We start from the raw sequence: 19,790 nt of genomic DNA on the forward strand, positions 1-19,790 counted from the left end.
GGCCAGTCCGGCGCCGGGCGGGTCGCCGTCGCTCTCCTCGTCGCAGCGGCTGCTCGGGCGGGACTGGCGCCTCGCCGCGGTGTTCATCGGGCCGACCCTGGTGCTGGTCGCGGCCCTGATCCTGTTCCCGATCGCCGACTCGGTCCTCACCAGCACCACCGAGCGCCACGGCGCGGAGACGGTCTTCGTCGGGCTCGACAACTACGCCGCCCTCATCGGCGACACGGTGTTCCACAAGGGCGTGCTCAACTCGTTCGTCTTCACCGCGTACGCCGAGATCTTCAAGGTCACCCTCGGCCTCATCGCGGCGATGATGCTGCACCACATGCGCCGCGGCCGCGCGTTCTTCGCCGGCATCATCCTGCTGCCGTGGGTGGTGCCGACGGTCGTCACGGCCTTCACCTGGCGGTCGCTGTTCGACCCGATCTTCGGCAGCGTCAACGTCCTGCTCACCGACTCGGGCATCGGGCCCGCGCTCGCGGCGATCGGGCTCGTCGACCGGTGGCCGGCGGAATGGCTGTCCGATCCGAACCTCGCGATGCCGGCCGTCATCCTCGTCAACGTGTGGAAGGGCATCCCGTTCTTCACGGTGACGTTCCTGGCCGGGCTCAAGGCCATCGACGCCGGCCTGTACGAAGCGGCCATCGTGGACGGTGCGTCGCCGTGGCAGCGGTTCGTGCACATCACCTTGCCGGGCCTGCGGAACATCATGATCGTGACGGTGCTGCTGTCGTCGATCTGGACGTTCAACAACTTCGACCTGATCTGGCTGATGACCCAGGGCGGGCCGGGCGACGCCACCGCGCCGTACGTGATGGTGGCCTACTCGAAGGCCATCCAGCAGCTGCAGCTCGGCGCGGGCGCCGCGGTGACCCTGGTGATGCTGCCGGTCGTCGCCGTGCTCGTCGTGATCCTCGTGCGGATGATGCGCCGCAGCGACCTGCCGAGCGCGGGAGACCTGGGCCGCAGGCGGTTGTCCCCGGCGCAGCGCGCGGCGCTGCCGTGGGTGATCGTGGTCGTCTCGGCGCTCCTGCTGGTCTGGGCGTCACCGCACATCGTGTGGAAGGCCGCGCTGGTGCTGGGCGTGTTCGTGGTGCTCGCGGCGGCCGTCGGACGGGTCGTGTCGGTGCTCGCCGCGCGCGGCAACCGGCTGGCGGCCCGGCTGGTCGGCGGCACCGGCTCGGGCGTCGCACTGCTGGGGCTGCTGGGTTTCGTGCTCGCGCCGCTGTACTGGATGACGGTCACGGCCTTCAAGTCCGACGACCAGATCGTCGCGCGCACGGACGACCTCTGGCCGACGCCGTGGACGACCCAGCAGTTCACCAACCTGTTCACCGACCGGGCGTTCGGCACCTGGTACGTCAACACGATCCTGGTGTCGGTGGCGTCCACGGTGATCGCCCTGGTCTGCGCGGCGCTGGCGGGCTACGCGCTGGCACGGCTCAAGTTCCGGGGCTCGGAGAGCTTCACGGTGACGATCCTGCTCACCTACGTGATGCCGGGTGCGCTGCTGTTCATCCCGCTGTACCAGATGATGAGCGGCATCGGGCTCAACGACTCGCTGTGGTCGCTGGTGCTCGCCTACCCGACGTTCACGCTGCCGTTCGCGACGTGGCTGCTCGTCGGGTACTTCAAGTCGATCCCCGCCGACCTCGAGGAGGCCGCGCTGGTCGACGGCTGCACGCGGTTCGGCGCGTTCCTGCGGATCGTGCTGCCGCTCGCGAAACCGGGGCTGCTCGCGGTCGCGCTGTTCACGCTCACCAACGCGTGGAACGAGTTCCTGTTCGCGTTCGTGTTCATCACCAAGGACGACTACAAGACGCTGCCCGTCGGCATGCAGTCGATGATCTTCGGTGACGTGGTGCCGCAGGGCCAGCTGGCGGCGGCGTCGTTGCTGATCAGCATCCCGGTCGTGGTGATGTACGGGTTCGGGCAGCGGTTCCTGACCGAGGGCCTCACGGCGGGGGCGGTGAAGGGATGAGCGGGACCCCGGCGATCACGGAGGAGCACGTCGCGACGGCGTCGAGGCCCAGCGACCTGCGCATCACGGACCTGCGGGTGGCCAACGTCGCCGGGGTGCCGTTCCGCTCGTCGATCATCCGGATCGACACGAACCAGGGCCTGGTGGGCTACGGGGAGGTGCGCGACCAGGCGAGCGCCACCTACGCGCTCGTGCTGAAGAGCCGGCTGGTCGGCGAGAACCCGTGCAACCTCGACAAGGTGTTCCGCAAGATCAAGCAGTTCGGGCACCACGGCCGGCAGGGCGGCGGGGTCTCCGGCGTCGAGATGGCGCTGGTGGACCTCGCCGGCAAGGCCTACGGCGTACCCGCGTACGCGTTGATCGGCGGCCGGTTCCGCGACGAGGTCCGGTGCTACGCCGACACCCCGACGCTGCCGGACCCGCACGCGATGGGCGCGCGGCTGCTGGAGCGCAGGGAACGCGGGTTCACGATGCTCAAGATGGACGTGGGCATCGACCTGCTGTGGGACGTGCCGGGCGCGCTGATCGCCCCGGCGGGCGCCCGCGCGGACCGGACGACGATGCACCCGTTCACCGGCATCCAGGTGACGGCCAAGGGCGTCGAGCACCTGGCGTCCTACGTGGACACCGTGCGTTCGGTGGTCGGCTACGACGTGGCGCTGGCCGCTGACCACTTCGGGCACATCGCGCTCGACTCGTGCATCCGCATCGGCCGGGCGCTGGAGCCGTTCACGCTGGCGTGGATCGAGGACCTGATCCCGTGGCAGCTGACCGACCAGTGGCGCCAGCTCACCACGTCCGTCGCCGTGCCGACCTGCACCGGTGAGGACATCTACCTGCTGGACGGCTTCCGGCCGCTGCTCGACGCGGGCGCCATCCGCGTCGTGCACCCGGACCCGGCGACGGCGGGCGGGATCGCGGAGACCAAGAGGCTCGGCGACTACGCGCAGGAACGCGGCATCCCCATGGCGCTGCACCTCGCGGCGTCGCCGATCGCGACGATGGCGTGCGTGCACCTGGCCGCCGCGACCGAGAACTTCCTGGCGCTGGAGCACCACGCGGCCGAGGTGGAGTTCTGGAGCGACCTCGTCACCGGCCTGCCCCGCCCGCTCATCCAGGACGGTCACATCACCGTGCCGGACACGCCGGGGCTGGGGTTCGGCGACCTCGACGAGGAGCTGCTGCAACGGCACCTCGACCCGCGCGACCCGGTGTTCTTCGCCGAGACCTCGCACTGGGACCGGGAGAAGAGCCACGACCGGTTGTGGAGCTGAGGCCACCGACCGGCCACAGAGGACGGACGCGGCCCGCCCCGCGGGGCGGGCCGCACCTCGGTCAGCTCCCGGCCTGCTCGGCCCGCCACCGCTCGTACTCGGGACGGGCCTCCTCCGACAGCGGGTAGTACCGCTGCAGGTCGCCTCCCTCGGACAGCTTGATGCGGGAGAACTCCTCCCACTCCGCGTGTTCCTGCGCCACGGCGAGCACGGCGGGCGCCAGCTTGACCGGCACCACGACCGCGCCGTCGTCATCCGCGACGACGATGTCGCCGGGCTCCACGAGCGTGCCACCGCACGCCACCGGCACGTTGACGGCGGTCGGCACGATGTTCGTCTGGGCGTGGTAGTTCGGTGTGGCACCGCGGATCCACATGCCCAGGCCCAGTTTCTTGGCCTCGCCGATGTCGCGCAGGCAGCCGTCGATCACCACGCCGGCACCGCCGCGGCCCTTGAAGTACGTCAGCATCATCTCGCCGAACACGCCGCTGCTCATGTCGCCGCGCGCGTCGACGACGATCATGTCGCCCTGCCGGGCGTGGTACATGACGTGCCGGTGCAGCTGTTTCTCCGGTTCCTCGTACTCGTCGACGGGGTAGAGGTCCTCGCGCTTCGGCATGAACTGCAGCGTCAGTGCCGGACCGGCCACGCGCACTCCCGGTGTGACGGTGACCGGGCCGCGGATGAACGCGCTGCGGATGCCCATGCGGCTGAGCTCGGCACTGGCCGTGGCGCTGCCGATGGCCGCGAGGGCCGCGCTCAGTTCTGCGGGCGGGCGAACGATGTCGTGCGTTTCGACCACGTCGTGGCTCCCTCGGATCCGTGCTGCCGCAACTGCCGGAGGTCTCGCATCCGAGCCTAGTCCCGCGCGACCCCCGCGGTACCCGCAGTTGGTCGCAAGGTCAGCAGCGGGCGAAGTGGTCGTCGGCGGACCACCCGGTGCCGGCCCACTTCTCCGGTTCGGCGGGGGAGAAGCCGGGGTGCAGGGTGCGCAGTTCTCCCAGCAGCCACCGGGTGAACCGGGCCGCCCCCTGTGGACACGCGTGGATGCCGTCGGCGCTGCGGTCCGGCTTGCCGTTCCTCTCCCGCTCGTACGACTTCCCCCACACGGCGACGGAGTCGAGCAGGACGGCCTGCCCGGACGACGAGTCCACGACGGACCGGGCGACGGCGGGCGCGCGGCCGAGCTCGGCCAGGTGCGGCCGGTAGAAGTCGTCCGGCCGCAGGGGAGGAGCGGTGACGAGCACCGGCTTCGCGCCGCTCGACGTCACGGCCCGCAGCAGCTTCGGCCGAGGCCGGTGACGTCGACCACGGGCGCGGGCGGCGCGGGCAGCAGCACCCACAGCAGCGCGAGCCCGGCCGTGACGGCGGCGACCACGACGACCCCGGTGCGCCCCGCGCCAGCGCGGTTTCCGGAGCGTGCGCGATCAGTCCTGTGAGGACGGCCGCGCATGCCGAGTGGGCGAACAGGCCACCGGTGAACAACCACGCCGACTCCGCGCCGTCCGCGAGCAGCCACAGGGCGGCCAGGCAGGCCGCCACGGCTGGCCCGGCGCTCGTTCCGGGCCAGCACCACGACCATCGGCCACACCAGGTTCGCCTGCACCCACGGACCGTCGGAGAGCGTCGTGCGCACCAGCGGGTCCGGTGCGACGGCCAGGACCACGAGGGTCACCACCACCAGCACGACGACGAGCGCCGGCACGTGGGTCCGGTGCGGTGAACCGGCGGTCCGGAGTTCGGTCGTGGCGGCCACGGTGCCGAGCGCGGGTCAGCGCCGAGTCCTCGTGCCGTCGCAGTCCTGTCGCGGTCCGCTCACGGCCGCACGCCCGGCCCGAACCCGGTCCAGCGCAGGTCCGGCGGCAGGTGGCCCATGTCGTTGTGGAGCACCAGTGCGGGCGGCGTGCCGTCGCGGTGCTGGAGCACGGTGAGAGCGGTGTTGCCGCAGCTCATCGCGAGCCACCGGTCCGGCGGCGCCCCGAGCGCGTGCCGCACCAGCCAGGCCACCTGGTAGGCGTGCGTCACCAGCACCTCGTGCGTCTCGGTGACGGCCGGCCGCGCGAACCGGGCGGTCAGCGCGTCCGCGAGTCGTGCTCCGGCGGCGGCCTCCGCGGCGTCGTGGCCGTCGAAGAAACCGGCCCACGCCGGCGGCACTTCGGCCGGCACGTGCGGCACGTGGTCCACCAGTTCGGCCGCCTCGGCGACGGGCACCCCCGGCAGGTGCTCGCCAAGGACCTGGGCCGTGCTCGCCGCCCGCGGCAGCGGGGAGTGCCAGACTGCGTCCACCGGCAGGCGGGCGAGCCGGTCGCCGAGCAGGTGGGACTGCCGCCGGCCGACGTCGGTCAGCTCCCCGAACGGGCTCGCCGCGCCGTGCCGCACCACGTACAGGTGCCGAGCCGCCATCGACCACTTCCATGATGTCGTCATCCGGATGACAACGCCATCGTAGGGTCACCAGGGCACGGGTGTCCCGTCCCAGGAGAAGAAGGCCCCGGTGGGGCCGTCGTCCGGGAGCAGGGCCAGCCGCACGGCGCCCTCGGCCGCCTCGGCCGGGTCGCCGCCGGCCGCGGCGCGGGCGTTGAGGTCGGTGGCGCGCAGGCCGGGGGCGAGCGCGTTGACCTTGAAGCCCTCCAGCGCCTGGGCGTAGAAGACCGTGAGGGCGTTCAGCGCGGCCTTGGAGGACCGGTAGGCGGCGGCGCCCCCGATGCCGTGGGCGAACTGCGGGTTGGGGTTCGTGCTCCAGGTCAGCGACCCGGTGCCGCTGGAGACGTTCACGATGCGCGGGTGGGCGGAGCGGCGCAGGGCGGGCAGGAACGCGTTGGTCACCGCCACCACGCCGAAGACGTTGGTCTCGAACGTGCGGCGCAGCTCGTCGAGGTCCGTGTCGGTGGGCAGGGCGAGCGAGGTCGAGATGCCGGCGTTGTTCACGAGCACGTCCAGGGTGCCGACCCGCGCGGCGGCCGCGGCGATGCCGGCGGGGTCGGTCACGTCGAGGACCAGCGGGAGACCACCGACCTCCTCGGCGGCGAGCCGTCCGAGCTCCGGGTCGCGCGCTCCCACGTGGACGGTGAAGCCCTCGGCGGCGAGCAGGCGGGCGATGTGCTTGCCGATTCCCTTGTTGGCGCCGGTGACCAGTGCGGTGCGAGTCATGTCGATCATCGTGCGCCGCCGCCGTGAACGCTGCCAGGGATAACCTGTACCAGGCAGAGGAGGTGGCATGGCGCGGCAGGAACTGGCCCGCTTCCTGCGGGACCGCAGGGCGGCCCTGCGCCCGCACGAGCTCGGGCTCGCCGAGACGGGTGCGGACCGCCGCACCCCGGGACTGCGGCGCGAGGAGGTGGCGGACCTCGCGCACATGTCGGTCGACTACTACACGCGCCTGGAACAGGCCCGCGGCCCGCGCCCGTCCGACCGCATCCTGGAGGGACTGGCCGGAGCCCTGCTGCTCACGCCCGCCGAACGGAGCCACCTGTTCCGCCTGGCCGGCACGGTGACGCCACCCGGCGTGACGGCGGTGCGCGGGGTCCGCCCGCACGTGGCGCGGATGCTGGAGCGGCTGCCGGAGACCGGTGCCATCGTCACGGACGCGGCGTACGGCGTCGTCGCCTGGAACCCGCTGGCCGCGGCGTTGCTCGGCCTCCGGGACGGCACGGCGAACCTGGCCCGGCGCCGCTTCCTGGGCACGACGTACGAGAGTTCCGGTGCCGAGGAGTTCGGCCACGTCGTGGTCGCCCGCCTGCGCCGCGCGGCCGACCGCTACCCGCACGACCCGCAGCTCGCGGCCCTGCTCGCCGACCTGCACGCGGGCAGCGAGGAGTTCCGGCAGATCTGGCGGACGCGCCCGGTGCACGCCCCCGGCCACCGCACCAAGACCATCGAGCACCCGGACGCCGGCACGGTGCGGGTGAACTGCGACGTGCTCCTGGTGCCCGAGGACGACCAGGAGGTCGTGCTCATCACGGCCGACGCGGGATCGCCCTCGGCGCGGGCGCTGAGCCGGCTGGCGGCCGGGCGGTGACCACGGCGTGATCACCGCCCGGCGTCGGGGCGCCTAGGAAACGCCGCAGCTCGGCGCGGACCAGAAGCGGCTCGACTTGTGCGCGACGTGCACGTGGTCGTTGTGACCGGTGTAGCCCGGGCCGAGGATCTCGTTGAACCCGTGGTTGCGCGCCTGCTTCGCCAGCGCGCAGAAGCCCTGCGCCCCGGCACCGAGGTCGACGGCGTCGCCGTAGAGGTGGCGGCTGCCGGACGCGCCGCCGACGGCGTTGTTGCACGAGACGCTGCGGAAGCCGCCGTTGACGTCGATCGGCCGGTCGCCCATCGCGTGCCGCATCGCCTGCAGCTTCCACATGGACACCAACGCGTTGGCGCGCGCGGTCGCCGCCGAGACGTTGCCGCCGGACCAGTCGGAGTTGCAGTTGTTCAGCTCGTCGTAGGTGAAGTTCACCGGCGTGCAGTCGTCGTCCTGCAACGCGTAGAGCTTCGTGAAGGTGGCCGATCCCGCGATGCCGTCCGCACCGAGGCCGTAGGCCTGCTGGAACCGGGTGACCGCGGCCTTGGTCGCAGGCCCGAACTGCCCGTCGATGCCGAGCACCGCGCCGTAGCCGGGGTAGCCCGCCACGCGGATCTGCAGTTGGCGCACGTCCTCGCCGGACGTCCCCTCGGAGAGGGTGCGCCCCCAGGTGTAGCAGGCGTCCGCGGCCGACACCGGGTCCGCCTGCGCGGCGGCGGGGGTGACGACGAACCCGGTGACCAGGGCCAGCGCCGGTAACAGGAAACGGAGTTTCACGACAGGTGCACCTTTCGATCGCAGGGAACGTGCAGCCTGTCGAGTGCGCGCCGCGTCTGTCAATGAGCAACCAAATGAACCCCTAGTCAGGCGGAGGGAAACCACCCGGACAGCCCTGCCCGTGCGACCAGGTCGTCCCGCCGTTCGGCGGACCGGGGTGGAGCCTGCTCCACCCCGGCTCGGGCAGTGGAGGGGCTCTCCGCGAAGGCGCTCGATCACTAACTTCGTTTCCATGACGAACAACGAGATCACCTCGAACTCCAGCACCCGCCCGCTCCTGTGGACCGGCCTCGCGCTGAGCGCGGTCGCCAACGCCGCGATCCAGACCACGGGCATCAGCACGGTCCTCGGCATCGTCTTCGGCGTGCTGACCCTGGTCTTCATCGCCGGTCTGGTGGTGCACTACCGCACGCGGTGAGCCCGGCGGAAAATGGACCCGCGGGTGCAGTCCGCGGGGTGACCACCAGGAAGGGTGCCGCCACCCGGCTGCGCATCGTCGAGGCCGCCGTCGCGGAGATCCGTCCGAAAAGGACGGTTCCTGAGCGGGCGCCTTCCCCTCGATGGACGCGCCCTGCCCGACGATCACACGCCGTGGGGGCCGCACCGCGCCGCATTCGTGCGTTGCGACGACAACCTCGTTGCCGCGGCGGGGATCCCGGTCTCCGGTGTGCCGACGAGCGTCCTGCACCAGCCGGGGGTGCGGGCCGGGTTCGAGGTCCCGGCCGGCACCCGCCTCGCGGCCCGGTGCGGATCAGCCGGGGATGTCGCGCGGGTCGCTGCTGCGCGGGTGGGTGTTCTTCTCGCCGATCGTGCCGTCCTGGTTGCGGATGATGTGCTCGACTCCGCGCTCCCTGGCCATCTCCCGGCCCTTCGCGACGGCCTCGTCCTTGGTGTCGTGCGTGCTGGACGCTTGAGAGTTGCCTTCCACCTTGGTCTTCCAGGTGCCGTTCTCGTGGTAGGTCTCGACATCGCCCTGCATCGAACGCCTCCTCGCTGTCGTGGTCGCGAGGAGGGTGCCCCGGCACGGGGCCGCCGACACCTCGGCCGGCGGCGCGGCGGAAGTCCTGAATGGACAGTCAGGAGGTGGTCGGGCCGTGCCAGTCGAGGCACAGGACCATCGCGTCGTCGTCCACGGTCCCGGTCGTGCGGTGCCCGGCGAGCTGCTGGAGCACCTCCCTCGGCACCTGGGCGGCGGGCAGCAGCCGGGTCAGGTTGATCGCGCGCGCCAGCGACCGGGTGCCGTAGAGCTCGCCGTTGGGCGCCGCGACGTCGTAGACGCCGTCGCTGACGAAGACCAGCCGGTCGCCGGGCTGGACCTGGAACTCCTGCGCGGCGTACGGGGTGTCCTCGAACATGCCGAGGGGGAGCTGGGCGTCGAACCCGATCTGCTCGACGGTGCCGCCGCGCAGGCGCCACAGGCGGGGCGACCCGGCGTCGATCACCTCGACCCTGCCGGTCTTGAGCTCGAACCGCAGGATCAGCACCGAGACGTGCAACCGGCCACCGTACTGGCCGTAGACCGCCTGGTCGGCCAGCGCGACCTGGTCGGCGAGCGGCACCCCGGCGCGGCGGGCGTTGCGCAGCGCGTTGATCGCGAGGCTCGTCAGCAGCGCGGCGTCGAGGCCCTCGCCCATGCCGTTGGTGAGGGTCAGCGTCAGGTGCTCGGCGGAGGCGGACCAGTCGAAGTTGTCGCCGTAGATGGCGTAGGCGGGCTCGAGCTGGGCGCCCAGGTCGTACTCGGTGCCCTTGCACGACCGGCCGGGCAGCAGCTGCCACTGCATCTCCGCCGCGAGGGTCAGCCGGGTGGCGCGGCGCGCCTGCAGGTACAGGTCCGTGTCGCGTTCGGCGACCACGATCTCGTGGGCCAGCGCCCGCGCGATGGTGACGAGTTCGGTCACCTCGTCGGGGCCGGGCACGTCCGGCAGCTCGACGGTCAGCACGCCGAGCCGGTCGCCGCGCACCGTGACCGGCAGGTGGACGGTGGCGGAGGGGCCGGGGTGGCGTTCGGTGACCGGCTGCTGGGAGCCGAAGGCCTGGCCCGGCGTGCTGCCGTTCACCCAGATCGGCCGGCTCGTGCGGGGCAGCTCCGCGACCGGTTGCAGCATGGTGAGCCCGTAGTCGGCCATGAGCAGGTCCACCGCGTCCGCCCGGAACAGCTGCCGCAGCTGCGCGCGGGTGACGTTCAGCAGGTCGTGCGGCTGCGCGGCGCGGAGGGCCTGTTCGACGGCCAGGTATCTGTTCTCGGCGGGCGCGGGCACGGGGTTCCTGCTTTCTGGGGACGGCTGCCGGTCGTGCGTCGCCGGCGGCAGGACATGACAGGGACGAGGTGATGATGCGACAGTGGGCGGGTGAACCGGATACGGCCCCACGCCGGTGTCGACGACGTGCTCCAGGTTCTCACCCAGGTGGTTGAACAGATCGAGGTGATGTGGGAGCGGAGCAAGGACGCCTCGCCCGCCCCGATCTCGGTGTCCCAGCTGCGCGTGATGTTCGTGCTGGAGAAGACGTCCGGCACGAACCTGCGCGCGCTCGGTGAGGCGCTGGACGCCGCCCCGTCCTCGGTCAGCAGGCTGTGCGACCGGCTGCAGGCCGTCGGCTTCCTGGAACGCGGCCTGAGCGCCACGAGCCGGCGCGAGGTCGAGCTGTCGCTGAGCGAGCGCGGCCGCGCCTACCTGATCGACCTGCGCGAACGGCGCCGCGAGCACCTGCGCGACGTCGTGGACGCGCTGCCGCCCGCCGCGCGGTCCACGCTGGTGAGCGGGCTGCGGCGGTTCCGCGACACGGCCGTGGAGGTCCACCCGCCGGCCGCCGGCGGGGACGAGGCCGGCACCCGGTCCGCGTGACAGTGCGCACGCCCCCTCGCGACTCGCCGGGACTCCCGTGCCGCAACACCGGTCACGGCGAGTCGCCTCTGCTAACGTTTGCCGGGCGACAATAGTTCAGAGCGGAAGCAGTCGGCGGTGGGGGCTTGGGTGGCGACAGATGAGGCTGCGGTGCGCGCCTTTTCCCGACCGCGTCGGAGCCGCTCCCGTGCGACCCGCTGAGCCGTTCGCCCGGCCCGTGCCGGCGGCGGCCGACCTGGTCCGCGAAGTCCGTTCGGAGGCGGACGTGCTCGCCGCGCGGCACCTCGTGCGCGCCGCGGCCATCGCCGCCGGGTTCGACCTCGTCGGGCAGACCAAGATCGTCACCGCCGCGAACGAGATGGCCCGCAACGCCTACGTCCACGGTGGCGGCGGCACCATGGTCGTCCGCGAGCTCGTCGGGACGTGCGGCCGCAGGGGACTGCGGCTGGAGGTCACCGACCGCGGCCCCGGCATCCTCGACGTCGAGGCGGCGCTCGCCGACGGCTTCAGCACCGGAGCCGGACTCGGTCACGGCCTCGGGGGGACGCGCGGGCTCGTCCACGAGTTCGGCATCGACACCGCCGCCGGCGCGGGCACCACGGTCACGGTCGTGAGGTGGCGGGCGTGAGCGCCGAGCCGCCCGCGACGACCGGGGACGTGACCGCGCTGCGGGCGCGCCTGCGGTCGATCTGCGACGAGCACGGCGTGGACGTCGAGCTGCGCGCGCGGCTGGTGCTGAGCGCGACCGCCCTGGCCCGCGACCACCTGACCGCCGAGCCCGCCACCGCCCGCGCGCACGTCCGGGACGAGCCGATCGGCACGAGCACGCTGGTCGTCACCGTGCCGCTGCGCGCGCCCCTGGACCGCACCCGCACGCTCACCCTCCCGCTGCTGCCGGAGTACGGGGACGAGCCCGCCGCCGTGTGGCACCTGCCCGCCCGCTCCGGCGTGCCCGCGAGCACTGGGGCCGATCCGGTGCAGGACGACCTGCGCGCCACCGAGGCCGAGCTGCGCGCCGGCCTCGCGCGCGTCGACGCGCTGGAGCGCGAGCACCGCCAGCTCAAGCACGAGCTGTCCGAGACCAACAGCGGCGTCCTCGCCATGTACGTGGAGCTGGAGCAGCGCGACGAGCAGCTCCGCCGCGCCCACGCCGTGATCTTCCAGGAGCTCGAGGACGCCCTGCGCCCGCCGCCCCCCACCGTCGCGGGCGTCGAGCTCGGCGTGCACTACCAGCCCGCCGACCCCGACGCGCCGACCGGCGGCGACCTCTACGACTGGTTCGTCCTGCCGGACGGCGTCCTGCAGATCACGATCGTCGACGCCGTCGGCCACGGCGTGACGTGCACGCGCAACGCCCTCAACGTCACCCACACCATCCGCACGCTGACCCGCGAGGGCCACCCGTTCGAGCACCTGGTGCGCCGCGCCGCCGAGATCGACGAGGGCCTCATGGCCACCGTCCTGCTCGCCCGGCTCGACCCGCGCACCGGCGAGCTGCGCCTGGCGGGCGGCGGCCACCCGCCCGCGCTGCTGGTCCCCGCGCACGGCGAGCCGTCCTACCTGCACGCCCCCGGCCGCGGCGTCGGGTTCCCCGACCCCGGCAGCGCACACATCCCGAGCACGGTGCTGTCGCCGGGCGACGAGGTCCTGCTCTACACCGACGGGCTCGTCGAGAGCCGCGGCGACGTCGACGAGGGCGAGGAACGCCTGGTCCGCACCGCGCGCACCCACGCCGCCAGCCCGCTCGACCTCGCGTTGTCCGCCATCGTGCGGGACATGCACGACATCGTCGTCTACACCGACGACACGGTGCTGCTGGGCGTCCGCTTCACGGGCGCCTGAGCTCGGCCCGGACCCGGGCGGTGACCGAGGTGTGCCGGGGCCGCCGCCCCCGCGCCCGCGCCCGGCTGGGCCCGCCACCCCCGTGCCCGCGCCCGGCCGGCCCGCACCCGGCTGTCGGCCCCAGCGTGCACCGGGCGAAGCCCTCGCCCCACACGGCGGCCTCGGCGAGCGGCCACGGCCGCACCGGTCCCGGGCCGAGCCGGTCGGCCACGGCGGCGCCCATTTCCGCGAACGACGCTTCCCCGTTCTCGGCGAAGCAGAAGCCGCCCGCGTCCGGTTCGGTGAGAGCGAGCGCGCAGAGCGCGGCCTGCGGCTCGTCGTGCGCGGGATGGGCCGCCTCCCGGTGTCGCCGCCCCGCGCGGACCGACCTGGCTACCGCGGGTGGACCTGCAGCGTCACGGTCCGGTTCAGCGCGGCCTCGCCCCCGGCGTGCGGCAGGTCCGACTGCTCCGCCGACCGCAGCACGAACGCGGCCGGCGGCTGCTCGCCCACCGCGGCCAGTACTTCGACGGCGGCGGCCGCCCTCGCGATCGCCGTCGTCGAACCGCCGGTCGACGGGGTGCCCGGCACCGCCACCCCGTGGCCGACGACCGTCACGCGGACCGCCCTGCCCCGCAACAGCCGCCCCCACCGTTCGAGCTGCTCCCGGCCACTCCGGCTCAGCGACGTGCCGTCCGGCGGGAACATCCCCTGCAGGAACACCACGTGCACCCCGGCACCCGCAGCCGACACGCGCACGTCCGGACTCGCCAGTGGCGCGAGCAACGCCGGGACGACCGGGGGCGGCGGCGGGGTGGACGTCACCACCGGCGCGGGCGGCGAGGCGGCGGGCGATGGCTCGTCGTGGGGCAGCACGAGCACCGCGCCCAACGCGATCGCGACGACCGCCAGGGAACCGCCGAGGAGCTCCACCGGCACCGGACGGGCGCGGCGCCGGCCGGCGGCGATGCCGGCGATCAACCGGGTGCCCGCCAGCGCCGAGGCGTGTGCCGGGTCCTGGGAGAGGACCTCGTCCCACGCCGCCCCGGCGGCGGCCAGGTCGCCGCGCTGGGCGTGCACCCGCGCCAGGAGGTCCAATGTGGACGGATCGCGGCCGAGGCCCTCGAGGATGCGCCGGGCCGCTTCGTGCTGGCCCGCCCTGGCCAGGTCGGCGGCGCGGGCGCGGTCGAGGTCGCGAGCGTGCGCCAGGACGTTCACCGCTGCCTGCCGTGCAGGCTGCGCACGCCGCCGGGGAGGCGGTGCTGCTCTCCCGCGGGCCACAGGGCCCGCAGCTCCTGGTTGATCGCCGGCAGGGTGCGCCAGTTGCCCTCGGCCAGCGCCTGGTTGCCCTCGGCGATCAGGGCTCGGGCGCGGACGGGCTGCTGCAGCCTCGTCAGGTGGGAGCGGAAGTGGTGGAAGATCGCGATGTCGTAGGTCTCGTCGCGCTTCATCACCGTGGTGGCGAGGTGGACGGCCCTGGTCAGCAGCTGCTCGACGGCGTCGCGTTCGGGGGTGTCGCGCAGGCCGGCGGCGCGGCGCTCGATGTCGGCCAGTTCGAGGTGGTCGTCGGCGGCACCCTTCTGGTCGAGCAGCTCGCGGCAGTGCGCGATCTGCTCGTCGAGCTCGCCCAACAGGCCGTGCAGGTCGCGTTCCCGCTCCACCTCGTCGAGCACGGTGTGGGCCTCGCGCAGCCGCTCGTCGGCCGCCGCCGCGCTGCCGAGGTCGGTGGCCGCGGCCCGGACGCCTTCGCGGGCGAGGGGGAGTGTCCCGCCGTCCTCGAGCTGGTCCAGCCTGCCGCGGGCGCGGGCCGGCACCGCGGGGTCCTCGCGCAACGCCGCCAGCCTGCCGTGCACCTCGCGCAGCTGGGTCTCGAGCGCCTCCCTGCCGGGAGCGCGGACGTCGTCGAGGTCGATCTCGGCCTCGAACTGCTCGTCCACGAGCGGCACGTCCGCGACGACGTGGACCAGCCGCGACTCGTCCACCTCGACCGTGACCACCACCTCGCTGCCGCTCGGCAGGTCGAGGCGCACGTCCTTCGGCCGGATCTCGATCAGGCCGATCCGCAGGTTCCGGTCGGCGCGCGCTCGTTCGCCCTCGACGAACGGGATGCGGATGACCGCGTCGGAGTCCGTGCGGTGCAAGGCGATCGTGGTGTAGAAGGTGCCCGACATGGCGGCGGGCAGGCGGGCACCCTTGTGCAGCACCGGGGTGAACGTGCCGTCCGCCTCGGCCAGTCCGAGCGAGTTGGTGAGCGTCTGGCCGCCGAGCTCGTTCACCACGTGCGTGATCGTCACGGTGGCCGGCTCCACCTCGTGGCGCACACCGCCGGAGTCGGCGAGCAGCACGGCGAACGTCGACGTCGCCCGCTCGTCCAGCCGCACCTCGGTGACGAACACGCCCTGCGCGTCCAGGCTGACCTGCGGGGTGCGGAACGGCGGGGTGCCGCGCTCGTTGGCCAGCACGACGTGGAAGCGCGACCAGTCCTGCCGGGTGGTGCTCTCGATCCTGCCCTGCACCGGCACGACGTCGAGGCTGGTGGCGCGCGGGTAGCGCAGGTCGGCGCCGAACCTGCCCGCCACGGCCGGGGTCCGGGGCCGCTCCAGCGGCTGCGTGCTCGCGAACACCGCCGCGCCGCGGGCGACCACGGTGCTCGGGTCCTGGCTGTGGTCGAGCTCGACGCCGAGGCCCGCCGCCGGGTCCGCGAGGCGTTCGCGCAGGCCGGGCGCCAGGGTCGTGCCGCCGACGAGCAGGAGCCGGTCGAGGTCCGCGACGCCCAGCCCGGCCGAGGCGAGCGCGGTGCGGCACAGGGTGATCGCGCGCAGGTAGTAGGGCTCGGCGACGCGGTCCACGTCGTCGCGGCGCAGCGTGTGGTCGAAGGCCACACCGCGGTCGCCGACGACCAGTTCCACGTCCACGTCGACGGCGTCGTCGCGGGACAGCGCGATCTTCGCCCGTTCCGCCGCGTCCTTGAGCCGCGCGAAGTTGCCGCGCCACGCCGGGTCGTCGCGGCGCAGGTCGCGCAGTCCCAGCCCGGACTCGACCGCCGGGACGAGGAGTCGCTCGACGATCGCCCAGTCGATCAGCTTGCCGCCCAGGTGCGGGTCGCCCGCGTGGTCGAGCACCCGCAGTTCGCCGTCGTGCGTGCTCACGATCGCCGAGTCGAACGTGCCGCCGCCGAAGTCGAACACCATCCAGCAGGCGTCGGTGCTCTCGTTCTGGAACCCGAAGGCGAAGGCGGCGGCGGTCGGTTCCTGCACCAGGGGACAGGTGCCGAAGCCGGCGAGCGCGGCCGCCTCCGCGGTGGCGTTGTTCTCGTGCAGGCGGAACGCGGCGGGCACGGTGATCACCGCTGCCGGCGGCGCCTCGCCGAACGCGTGGGCGGCGTCGGCGCGCAGCGACTTGAGCACCTCGGCCGAGAGTTGCTGCGGGGTCAGGGAAACGCCCGCCTTCGGGAACGTCCTGACGGCGCCCGCGAGGCCCATCTCCTGCTTGAACTCGACGTGCACGTTGTCCGGGTCTGCCGGGACGCGGTCCCGCGCGCCGCGGCCGACCTGCGTGACGCCGTGTCGCGGCATCCCCACGGCGGACGGCGTGTAGTCCCAGCCCTCGTTGTTCTTGACCACCGCCACGGCGCCGTCGCGCACGACGGCCATCGCGCTGTTGGTGGTGCCGAGGTCGATGCCGAAGTCGATGGTGTCACGCATCGTTGTCCTCCAAGACGTCCTCGGGGTAGCCGACGATGACCTGCCCCATCTGGATGCGGTGGCCCGCCAGGTAGACCGACGGCCGGACGGTCTCGAGCACGACCTCGTGCCGCAGCGCCGGAACCGGTTGCATGGTCAGCACCTCGAGCGAGAGGCCGGGGTGGAACTTCGTGCCGTCGTGGTCCTGGACCAGCAGCCCCGCCTCGTCGAGCGCGCGCCGGGTCGCCTGCAGGTACCGGTCGACCCGCTTGGCCTCCCGCGAGTTCTCCTCCAGCAGCCGGGAGAGCCTGCGTTGCGCGCGCCAGAGGTTCGTCGCGGCGTCGGCGAGGTCCTTCTCGCCCAGCGCCGGGACGTCCGCGTGGCCGACCAGCGCGGCGAGCGACACCGGCGCCGGCCAGCGCGGCGCGGCGATCCGGAACTCGCGGTGATAGCGGCGTTGCCCCCTCATCGGTTGTCCTTCAGCTCGGCGACCAGTACGTAGACGAAGGGGGAGAAGAGCACGAAGGCCGCCGCGGACCACCAGAACGGGGCCAGCACGTCCGAGGAGAGCGTGCTCACGGCCCGCCAGCCCGCGACGAACGCGAGGGAGCCCACCAGGACCGCCACCTTCTCGCCCACCACCGACCGGTAGCCGTCGGAGGTGACGACGCCCATCGGCGCCCAGGAGAACAGGATCGTCGCGACGACCGCGAGCCACGTGGGCCCGCCGAGCAGACCGACGACGCAGGTCGTCATCGCGGCGACGTACAGGACGCACACCGCGATGTTCGACGGCCAGCGCGCCGGCGTCACCTGGACCGGTGCGACGACGACGGGCTCCAGGCGGAAGGGCCGCACGGCGGCCGCGTCGGCGAGGTTGGCCTGGATGGTCGTCCGGTCGCTCTGCTCGACCACGTACGACAGCGCCTGCTCGATCAGGCCGGTGGACCGGCGGAAGTCGGTGTCCCGCAACGCCATCCCGGTGTTGTTGAGCATCACCGCGACCCGGTTGCGCTGCTTGGCCGACCACCGGTACCGCTCGTGCGGGGCGAGCTCCTCGAGCAGGTCGGCGAGCGCGGGCAGCTCCGCCACCCGGCCCGCGGCCGCGGTGGTGGCGGTGACCGTGAGGAACCGGTGCACCTCCTCGACCAGCTCGTCGATCCGCCGGGACGCCGGTGCGGCGGCGGTGTACCGCGCGTCGTCGATCATCTTGGCGGGCACGTCCCAGGTGTCGAGCAGGCGGGCGAGCACGGGCCTGCTCGCGGCGAGCGAGACCTGCGGCGCGAGCAGCGCCTCCGGCAGGGCGGCCCGCAGGTCGTCCACCGTGGACTCGGTCGTCCTGCGGTCGGACAGCGCCGCCGCCCGGTGCCGCACGTGGGCCCAGAAACCGGGCAGGTCGAGGGCGTCCATCCACGCGTCCGCCGCATCGACCCACAGGTCCTCGTCGGCCTCGGCGTCGAGCGCCTTCGCGTGCGCCTCGACGGCCTCGTCGTGCGCCTGGTGGACCTCGGCCGCGCACCCGCAGGCGCCGGGGTCGCCCCACCACCAGAACAGTTCGTCGACCAGCCGGTGCTCGGGCCGTTCCAGCGCGTCGAACGCGGCGCGCACCTCCTGCGCGGAGGGCGGCCGCGGCAACGGCAGCCGGCGGTCGCCGGGCACCGCGGAGCCGCCCAGGTCGAGCACGCCGAGCACCCGGTGGCGCTGGGCGCGCACCTGGGCGGCCCTGGTCGTCGTGGCCAGCCCGACGACCCGGAACGGGTTGCGCCGGTAGAGGTCCGGCCCCGTCACGTCGCGGAGCCGGGCGGTGGCCCCGCGACTCCTGTCCTGGCTGATCGGCATGGGATCACGCTAGGGCGGCGGGCCCTCGCGGCGCGGTGCGCTGACCGCTTCCTGCCACGGCGGCCGCGGCGCGGTGCCCGGCGTCCGCGATCGCGGACGGCCGTCCCGTTCCCCGCCTCGCGCACCGCCCGCGCGTGGCCGCTTCCTGCCGTCCGGGCCCCGCCGCGGGACGGGTCCTCTCTAGGATGGGACCCGCGATGGGGACTGATCACGGGTTCGGGGAGCTGGTGCCGCGCGGCACCGGGCCGAGGGCGACGGTGCACGCGGGCCTGCGCACCGCCACGGGCGAGGCCGTCGCGCTCAAGGTGTTCCGCGCCAAGCTGCCGCGCCGCGCCCGCACCGAGGTCGAACGCGAGCTCGCCCGTCTCGCGCCGTTGCGCGCGAAGGCGGCCGTCCTGGTCGCGGACTCCGTGGAGGACCTGGGCGACCGCACCGCACTCGCGATGGAGCTGTGCACCGAGTCGCTCACGGACGTGGTGGAGCAGGAGGGCCCGCTGCCCGTGGCGGAGGCGGTCGCGCTTGGCCGCACGCTCGCCGAGGCGCTCGCCACGGCCCACGAGGCGGGCATCGTCCACGGCGGCGTCACTCCGGGCAACGTCCTGTTCCGGCCGTCCGGCGACCCCGTGCTCGCCGACTTCGGCGTCACGCTGCGCCGCGCCTTCCCGCACGAGGGCGGCGACGGCATCGACTTCCTCGCACCGGAGACCCTGGAGCACGGCACCGCGGACGAGCGGACCGACCTCTACGGCCTGGGCACCGTGCTGCACCTGGCGCTGTCGGGGCTGTCCCCGCACCCCGCGCGGCTCGGCGAGCACCCGGACGACCGCAAGCTCCGCGTGCTGGGCTCGGCCGTGGCCCGGCCCGACCGCCCCGACCTGCCCGACGAACTGGCGGAGGTCGTGCGCGCCCTGCTCGCCAAGGACCCGGCGGTCCGCCCCGGCAGCATGCGCGAGGTCGTCGCGTGGCTCGGCGGACTGTCCACACCGGACAGTCCAGCCGAGTCCGCCGCCCCGCCCCGTCCCGCGCCGTTGGGCACCCCGGTGCTCGTCTCCCCGCCCGGCGCGCCCGCGGGCAGGCACCCGGCGTGGCCGGTGCTCGGTGGCGCCGCCATGCTGTTCCTGGTCGTCGTCGTGGGCGTGGTCCTGATGCGCAGCGACCCGGCGGTGCGCGGCACGCCACCCGTGCCGGCGGCGTCGTCCCCGGCGCAGGCGGTCCTGCTCCGGCTGCTCGACCCGGTGGACGAGGTCGACCGGGTCGAGCTGCGCTGGGAGAGCGGGGAGGAGCTCGAGTTCGCGGTCGTCGTCGCGAAGGAGGGCGCGGAGCTCGAGATCAAGCCCGCGCAGCGGAACCGGTCGATCGAGTTCGAGATCGACCCGACCCGCAAGTACTGCTTCCTCGTGCAGGGCAGCAACGGTTTCCGCGTCTACCAGAGCCAGCCGAAGGGGATGCGCGGCGCCACCTGCAAGTTCTAGCGGCGCGTCACGCGAGGTGGTCCGCGCTCGGCACGCCACCAGGCCTGTTCAGCGAGTCTCGACCGTGGCTCCTCGACCGGACCCACGG

Annotated in this window: 21 protein-coding genes; 8 read left to right on the top strand and 13 right to left on the bottom strand. The window is 73.5% G+C overall.

The window, feature by feature from the left end:
• Together ACFWGZ_RS18750 and ACFWGZ_RS18755 are read left to right on the top strand one after the other, a co-directional pair.
• A partial coding sequence (locus tag ACFWGZ_RS18750) for an ABC transporter permease subunit (protein ID WP_382452792.1) occupies positions 1 to 1,981 on the top strand: 1,981 nt, incomplete at its 5' end.
• Positions 1,978 to 3,255, top strand: coding sequence for a mandelate racemase/muconate lactonizing enzyme family protein (locus ACFWGZ_RS18755; protein WP_382452793.1), 1,278 nt, complete (start codon positions 1,978 to 1,980; stop codon positions 3,253 to 3,255). The genes ACFWGZ_RS18750 and ACFWGZ_RS18755, both read left to right, overlap by 4 nt.
• A gap of 61 nt (positions 3,256 to 3,316) precedes the next feature.
• Here ACFWGZ_RS18755 and ACFWGZ_RS18760 read toward each other — a convergent pair whose 3' ends face one another.
• From ACFWGZ_RS18760 to ACFWGZ_RS18780, 5 genes are all read right to left on the bottom strand, one after another.
• Positions 3,317 to 4,057, bottom strand: a complete 741-nt coding sequence (locus ACFWGZ_RS18760) for a ribonuclease activity regulator RraA (RefSeq protein WP_382452794.1) — start codon at positions 4,055 to 4,057, stop codon at positions 3,317 to 3,319.
• 100 nt (positions 4,058 to 4,157) lie between these two features.
• The gene (locus ACFWGZ_RS18765) at positions 4,158 to 4,526 is read right to left on the bottom strand and encodes a hypothetical protein (protein ID WP_382452795.1); all 369 of its coding nucleotides are present in this window, start codon (positions 4,524 to 4,526) and stop codon (positions 4,158 to 4,160) included.
• Entirely contained in the window at positions 4,523 to 5,011 is a 489-nt protein-coding gene (locus ACFWGZ_RS18770) for a hypothetical protein (protein WP_382452796.1), read from the bottom strand. The genes ACFWGZ_RS18765 and ACFWGZ_RS18770 overlap by 4 nt, the downstream gene beginning before the upstream one ends.
• A 59-nt stretch (positions 5,012 to 5,070) precedes the next feature.
• Positions 5,071 to 5,682 (bottom strand): histidine phosphatase family protein, encoded by a 612-nt coding sequence (locus tag ACFWGZ_RS18775; protein ID WP_382452797.1) that lies wholly within the window; start codon positions 5,680 to 5,682, stop codon positions 5,071 to 5,073.
• A 24-nt stretch (positions 5,683 to 5,706) separates the two neighbouring features.
• A complete protein-coding gene (locus ACFWGZ_RS18780) occupies positions 5,707 to 6,405 on the bottom strand; it encodes an SDR family oxidoreductase (RefSeq protein WP_382452798.1) in 699 nt (232 codons plus the stop codon).
• Positions 6,406 to 6,472: 67 nt separating this feature from the next.
• On the opposite strand from ACFWGZ_RS18780, the gene ACFWGZ_RS18785 reads away from it, so the two are divergent.
• On the top strand, positions 6,473 to 7,273 hold the full coding sequence (locus tag ACFWGZ_RS18785; RefSeq protein WP_382452799.1) for a helix-turn-helix transcriptional regulator: 801 nt from the start codon (positions 6,473 to 6,475) through the stop codon (positions 7,271 to 7,273).
• Between the two features lie 33 nt (positions 7,274 to 7,306).
• Here ACFWGZ_RS18785 and ACFWGZ_RS18790 read toward each other — a convergent pair whose 3' ends face one another.
• A complete protein-coding gene (locus ACFWGZ_RS18790; protein ID WP_382452800.1) occupies positions 7,307 to 8,044 on the bottom strand; it encodes a D-Ala-D-Ala carboxypeptidase family metallohydrolase in 738 nt (245 codons plus the stop codon).
• Between the two features lie 232 nt (positions 8,045 to 8,276).
• Here ACFWGZ_RS18790 and ACFWGZ_RS18795 point away from each other — a divergent pair, with 232 nt between their 5' ends.
• Positions 8,277 to 8,462 (top strand): hypothetical protein, encoded by a 186-nt coding sequence (locus ACFWGZ_RS18795; RefSeq protein ID WP_382452801.1) that lies wholly within the window; start codon positions 8,277 to 8,279, stop codon positions 8,460 to 8,462.
• Positions 8,463 to 8,795: 333 nt separating this feature from the next.
• On the opposite strand, the gene ACFWGZ_RS18800 is transcribed toward ACFWGZ_RS18795, so the two are convergent.
• Together ACFWGZ_RS18800 and ACFWGZ_RS18805 are read right to left on the bottom strand one after the other, a co-directional pair.
• Positions 8,796 to 9,023: a DUF2188 domain-containing protein gene (locus ACFWGZ_RS18800; protein ID WP_382452802.1), complete on the bottom strand. Its 228-nt coding sequence runs from the start codon at positions 9,021 to 9,023 to the stop codon at positions 8,796 to 8,798.
• A 97-nt stretch (positions 9,024 to 9,120) separates the two neighbouring features.
• The gene (locus ACFWGZ_RS18805) at positions 9,121 to 10,302 is read right to left on the bottom strand and encodes a PP2C family protein-serine/threonine phosphatase (RefSeq protein WP_382452803.1); all 1,182 of its coding nucleotides are present in this window, start codon (positions 10,300 to 10,302) and stop codon (positions 9,121 to 9,123) included.
• 90 nt (positions 10,303 to 10,392) lie between these two features.
• Here ACFWGZ_RS18805 and ACFWGZ_RS18810 point away from each other — a divergent pair, with 90 nt between their 5' ends.
• The 3 genes from ACFWGZ_RS18810 to ACFWGZ_RS18820 all read left to right on the top strand — a co-directional run bounded on the left by ACFWGZ_RS18810 (position 10,393) and on the right by ACFWGZ_RS18820 (position 12,729).
• On the top strand, positions 10,393 to 10,887 hold the full coding sequence (locus ACFWGZ_RS18810) for a MarR family winged helix-turn-helix transcriptional regulator (RefSeq protein ID WP_382452804.1): 495 nt from the start codon (positions 10,393 to 10,395) through the stop codon (positions 10,885 to 10,887).
• A 187-nt stretch (positions 10,888 to 11,074) separates the two neighbouring features.
• Positions 11,075 to 11,515 carry an ATP-binding protein gene (locus ACFWGZ_RS18815; protein ID WP_382452805.1) on the top strand — a complete coding sequence of 147 codons (441 nt, stop codon included), beginning with the start codon at positions 11,075 to 11,077 and terminating at the stop codon, positions 11,513 to 11,515.
• Complete coding sequence (locus tag ACFWGZ_RS18820) at positions 11,512 to 12,729, top strand: PP2C family protein-serine/threonine phosphatase (RefSeq protein ID WP_382452806.1); 1,218 nt, start codon at positions 11,512 to 11,514, stop codon at positions 12,727 to 12,729. The genes ACFWGZ_RS18815 and ACFWGZ_RS18820 overlap by 4 nt, the downstream gene beginning before the upstream one ends.
• Here ACFWGZ_RS18820 and ACFWGZ_RS18825 read toward each other — a convergent pair.
• The 5 genes from ACFWGZ_RS18825 to ACFWGZ_RS18845 all read right to left on the bottom strand — a co-directional run bounded on the left by ACFWGZ_RS18825 (position 12,716) and on the right by ACFWGZ_RS18845 (position 18,230).
• Entirely contained in the window at positions 12,716 to 12,952 is a 237-nt protein-coding gene (locus ACFWGZ_RS18825; protein ID WP_382452807.1) for a hypothetical protein, read from the bottom strand. The genes ACFWGZ_RS18820 and ACFWGZ_RS18825 overlap by 14 nt on opposite strands.
• Before the next feature lie 149 nt (positions 12,953 to 13,101).
• On the bottom strand, positions 13,102 to 13,926 hold the full coding sequence (locus ACFWGZ_RS18830; protein WP_382452808.1) for a tetratricopeptide repeat protein: 825 nt from the start codon (positions 13,924 to 13,926) through the stop codon (positions 13,102 to 13,104).
• On the bottom strand, positions 13,923 to 16,412 hold the full coding sequence (locus tag ACFWGZ_RS18835) for an Hsp70 family protein (protein ID WP_382452809.1): 2,490 nt from the start codon (positions 16,410 to 16,412) through the stop codon (positions 13,923 to 13,925). The genes ACFWGZ_RS18830 and ACFWGZ_RS18835 overlap by 4 nt, the downstream gene beginning before the upstream one ends.
• Complete coding sequence (locus ACFWGZ_RS18840; protein ID WP_382452810.1) at positions 16,405 to 16,860, bottom strand: hypothetical protein; 456 nt, start codon at positions 16,858 to 16,860, stop codon at positions 16,405 to 16,407. The genes ACFWGZ_RS18835 and ACFWGZ_RS18840 overlap by 8 nt, the downstream gene beginning before the upstream one ends.
• A complete protein-coding gene (locus ACFWGZ_RS18845) occupies positions 16,857 to 18,230 on the bottom strand; it encodes a hypothetical protein (RefSeq protein WP_382452811.1) in 1,374 nt (457 codons plus the stop codon). The genes ACFWGZ_RS18840 and ACFWGZ_RS18845 overlap by 4 nt, the downstream gene beginning before the upstream one ends.
• A 197-nt stretch (positions 18,231 to 18,427) precedes the next feature.
• Between ACFWGZ_RS18845 and ACFWGZ_RS18850 the strand changes: the two genes are divergently transcribed.
• On the top strand, positions 18,428 to 19,702 hold the full coding sequence (locus ACFWGZ_RS18850; protein WP_382452812.1) for a protein kinase: 1,275 nt from the start codon (positions 18,428 to 18,430) through the stop codon (positions 19,700 to 19,702).
• Positions 19,703 to 19,790 lie beyond the last annotated feature (88 nt).

Origin of the sequence: Lentzea sp. NPDC060358 (assembly GCF_042725365.1) — a bacterium.
Classification (GTDB): domain Bacteria; phylum Actinomycetota; class Actinomycetes; order Mycobacteriales; family Pseudonocardiaceae; genus Lentzea.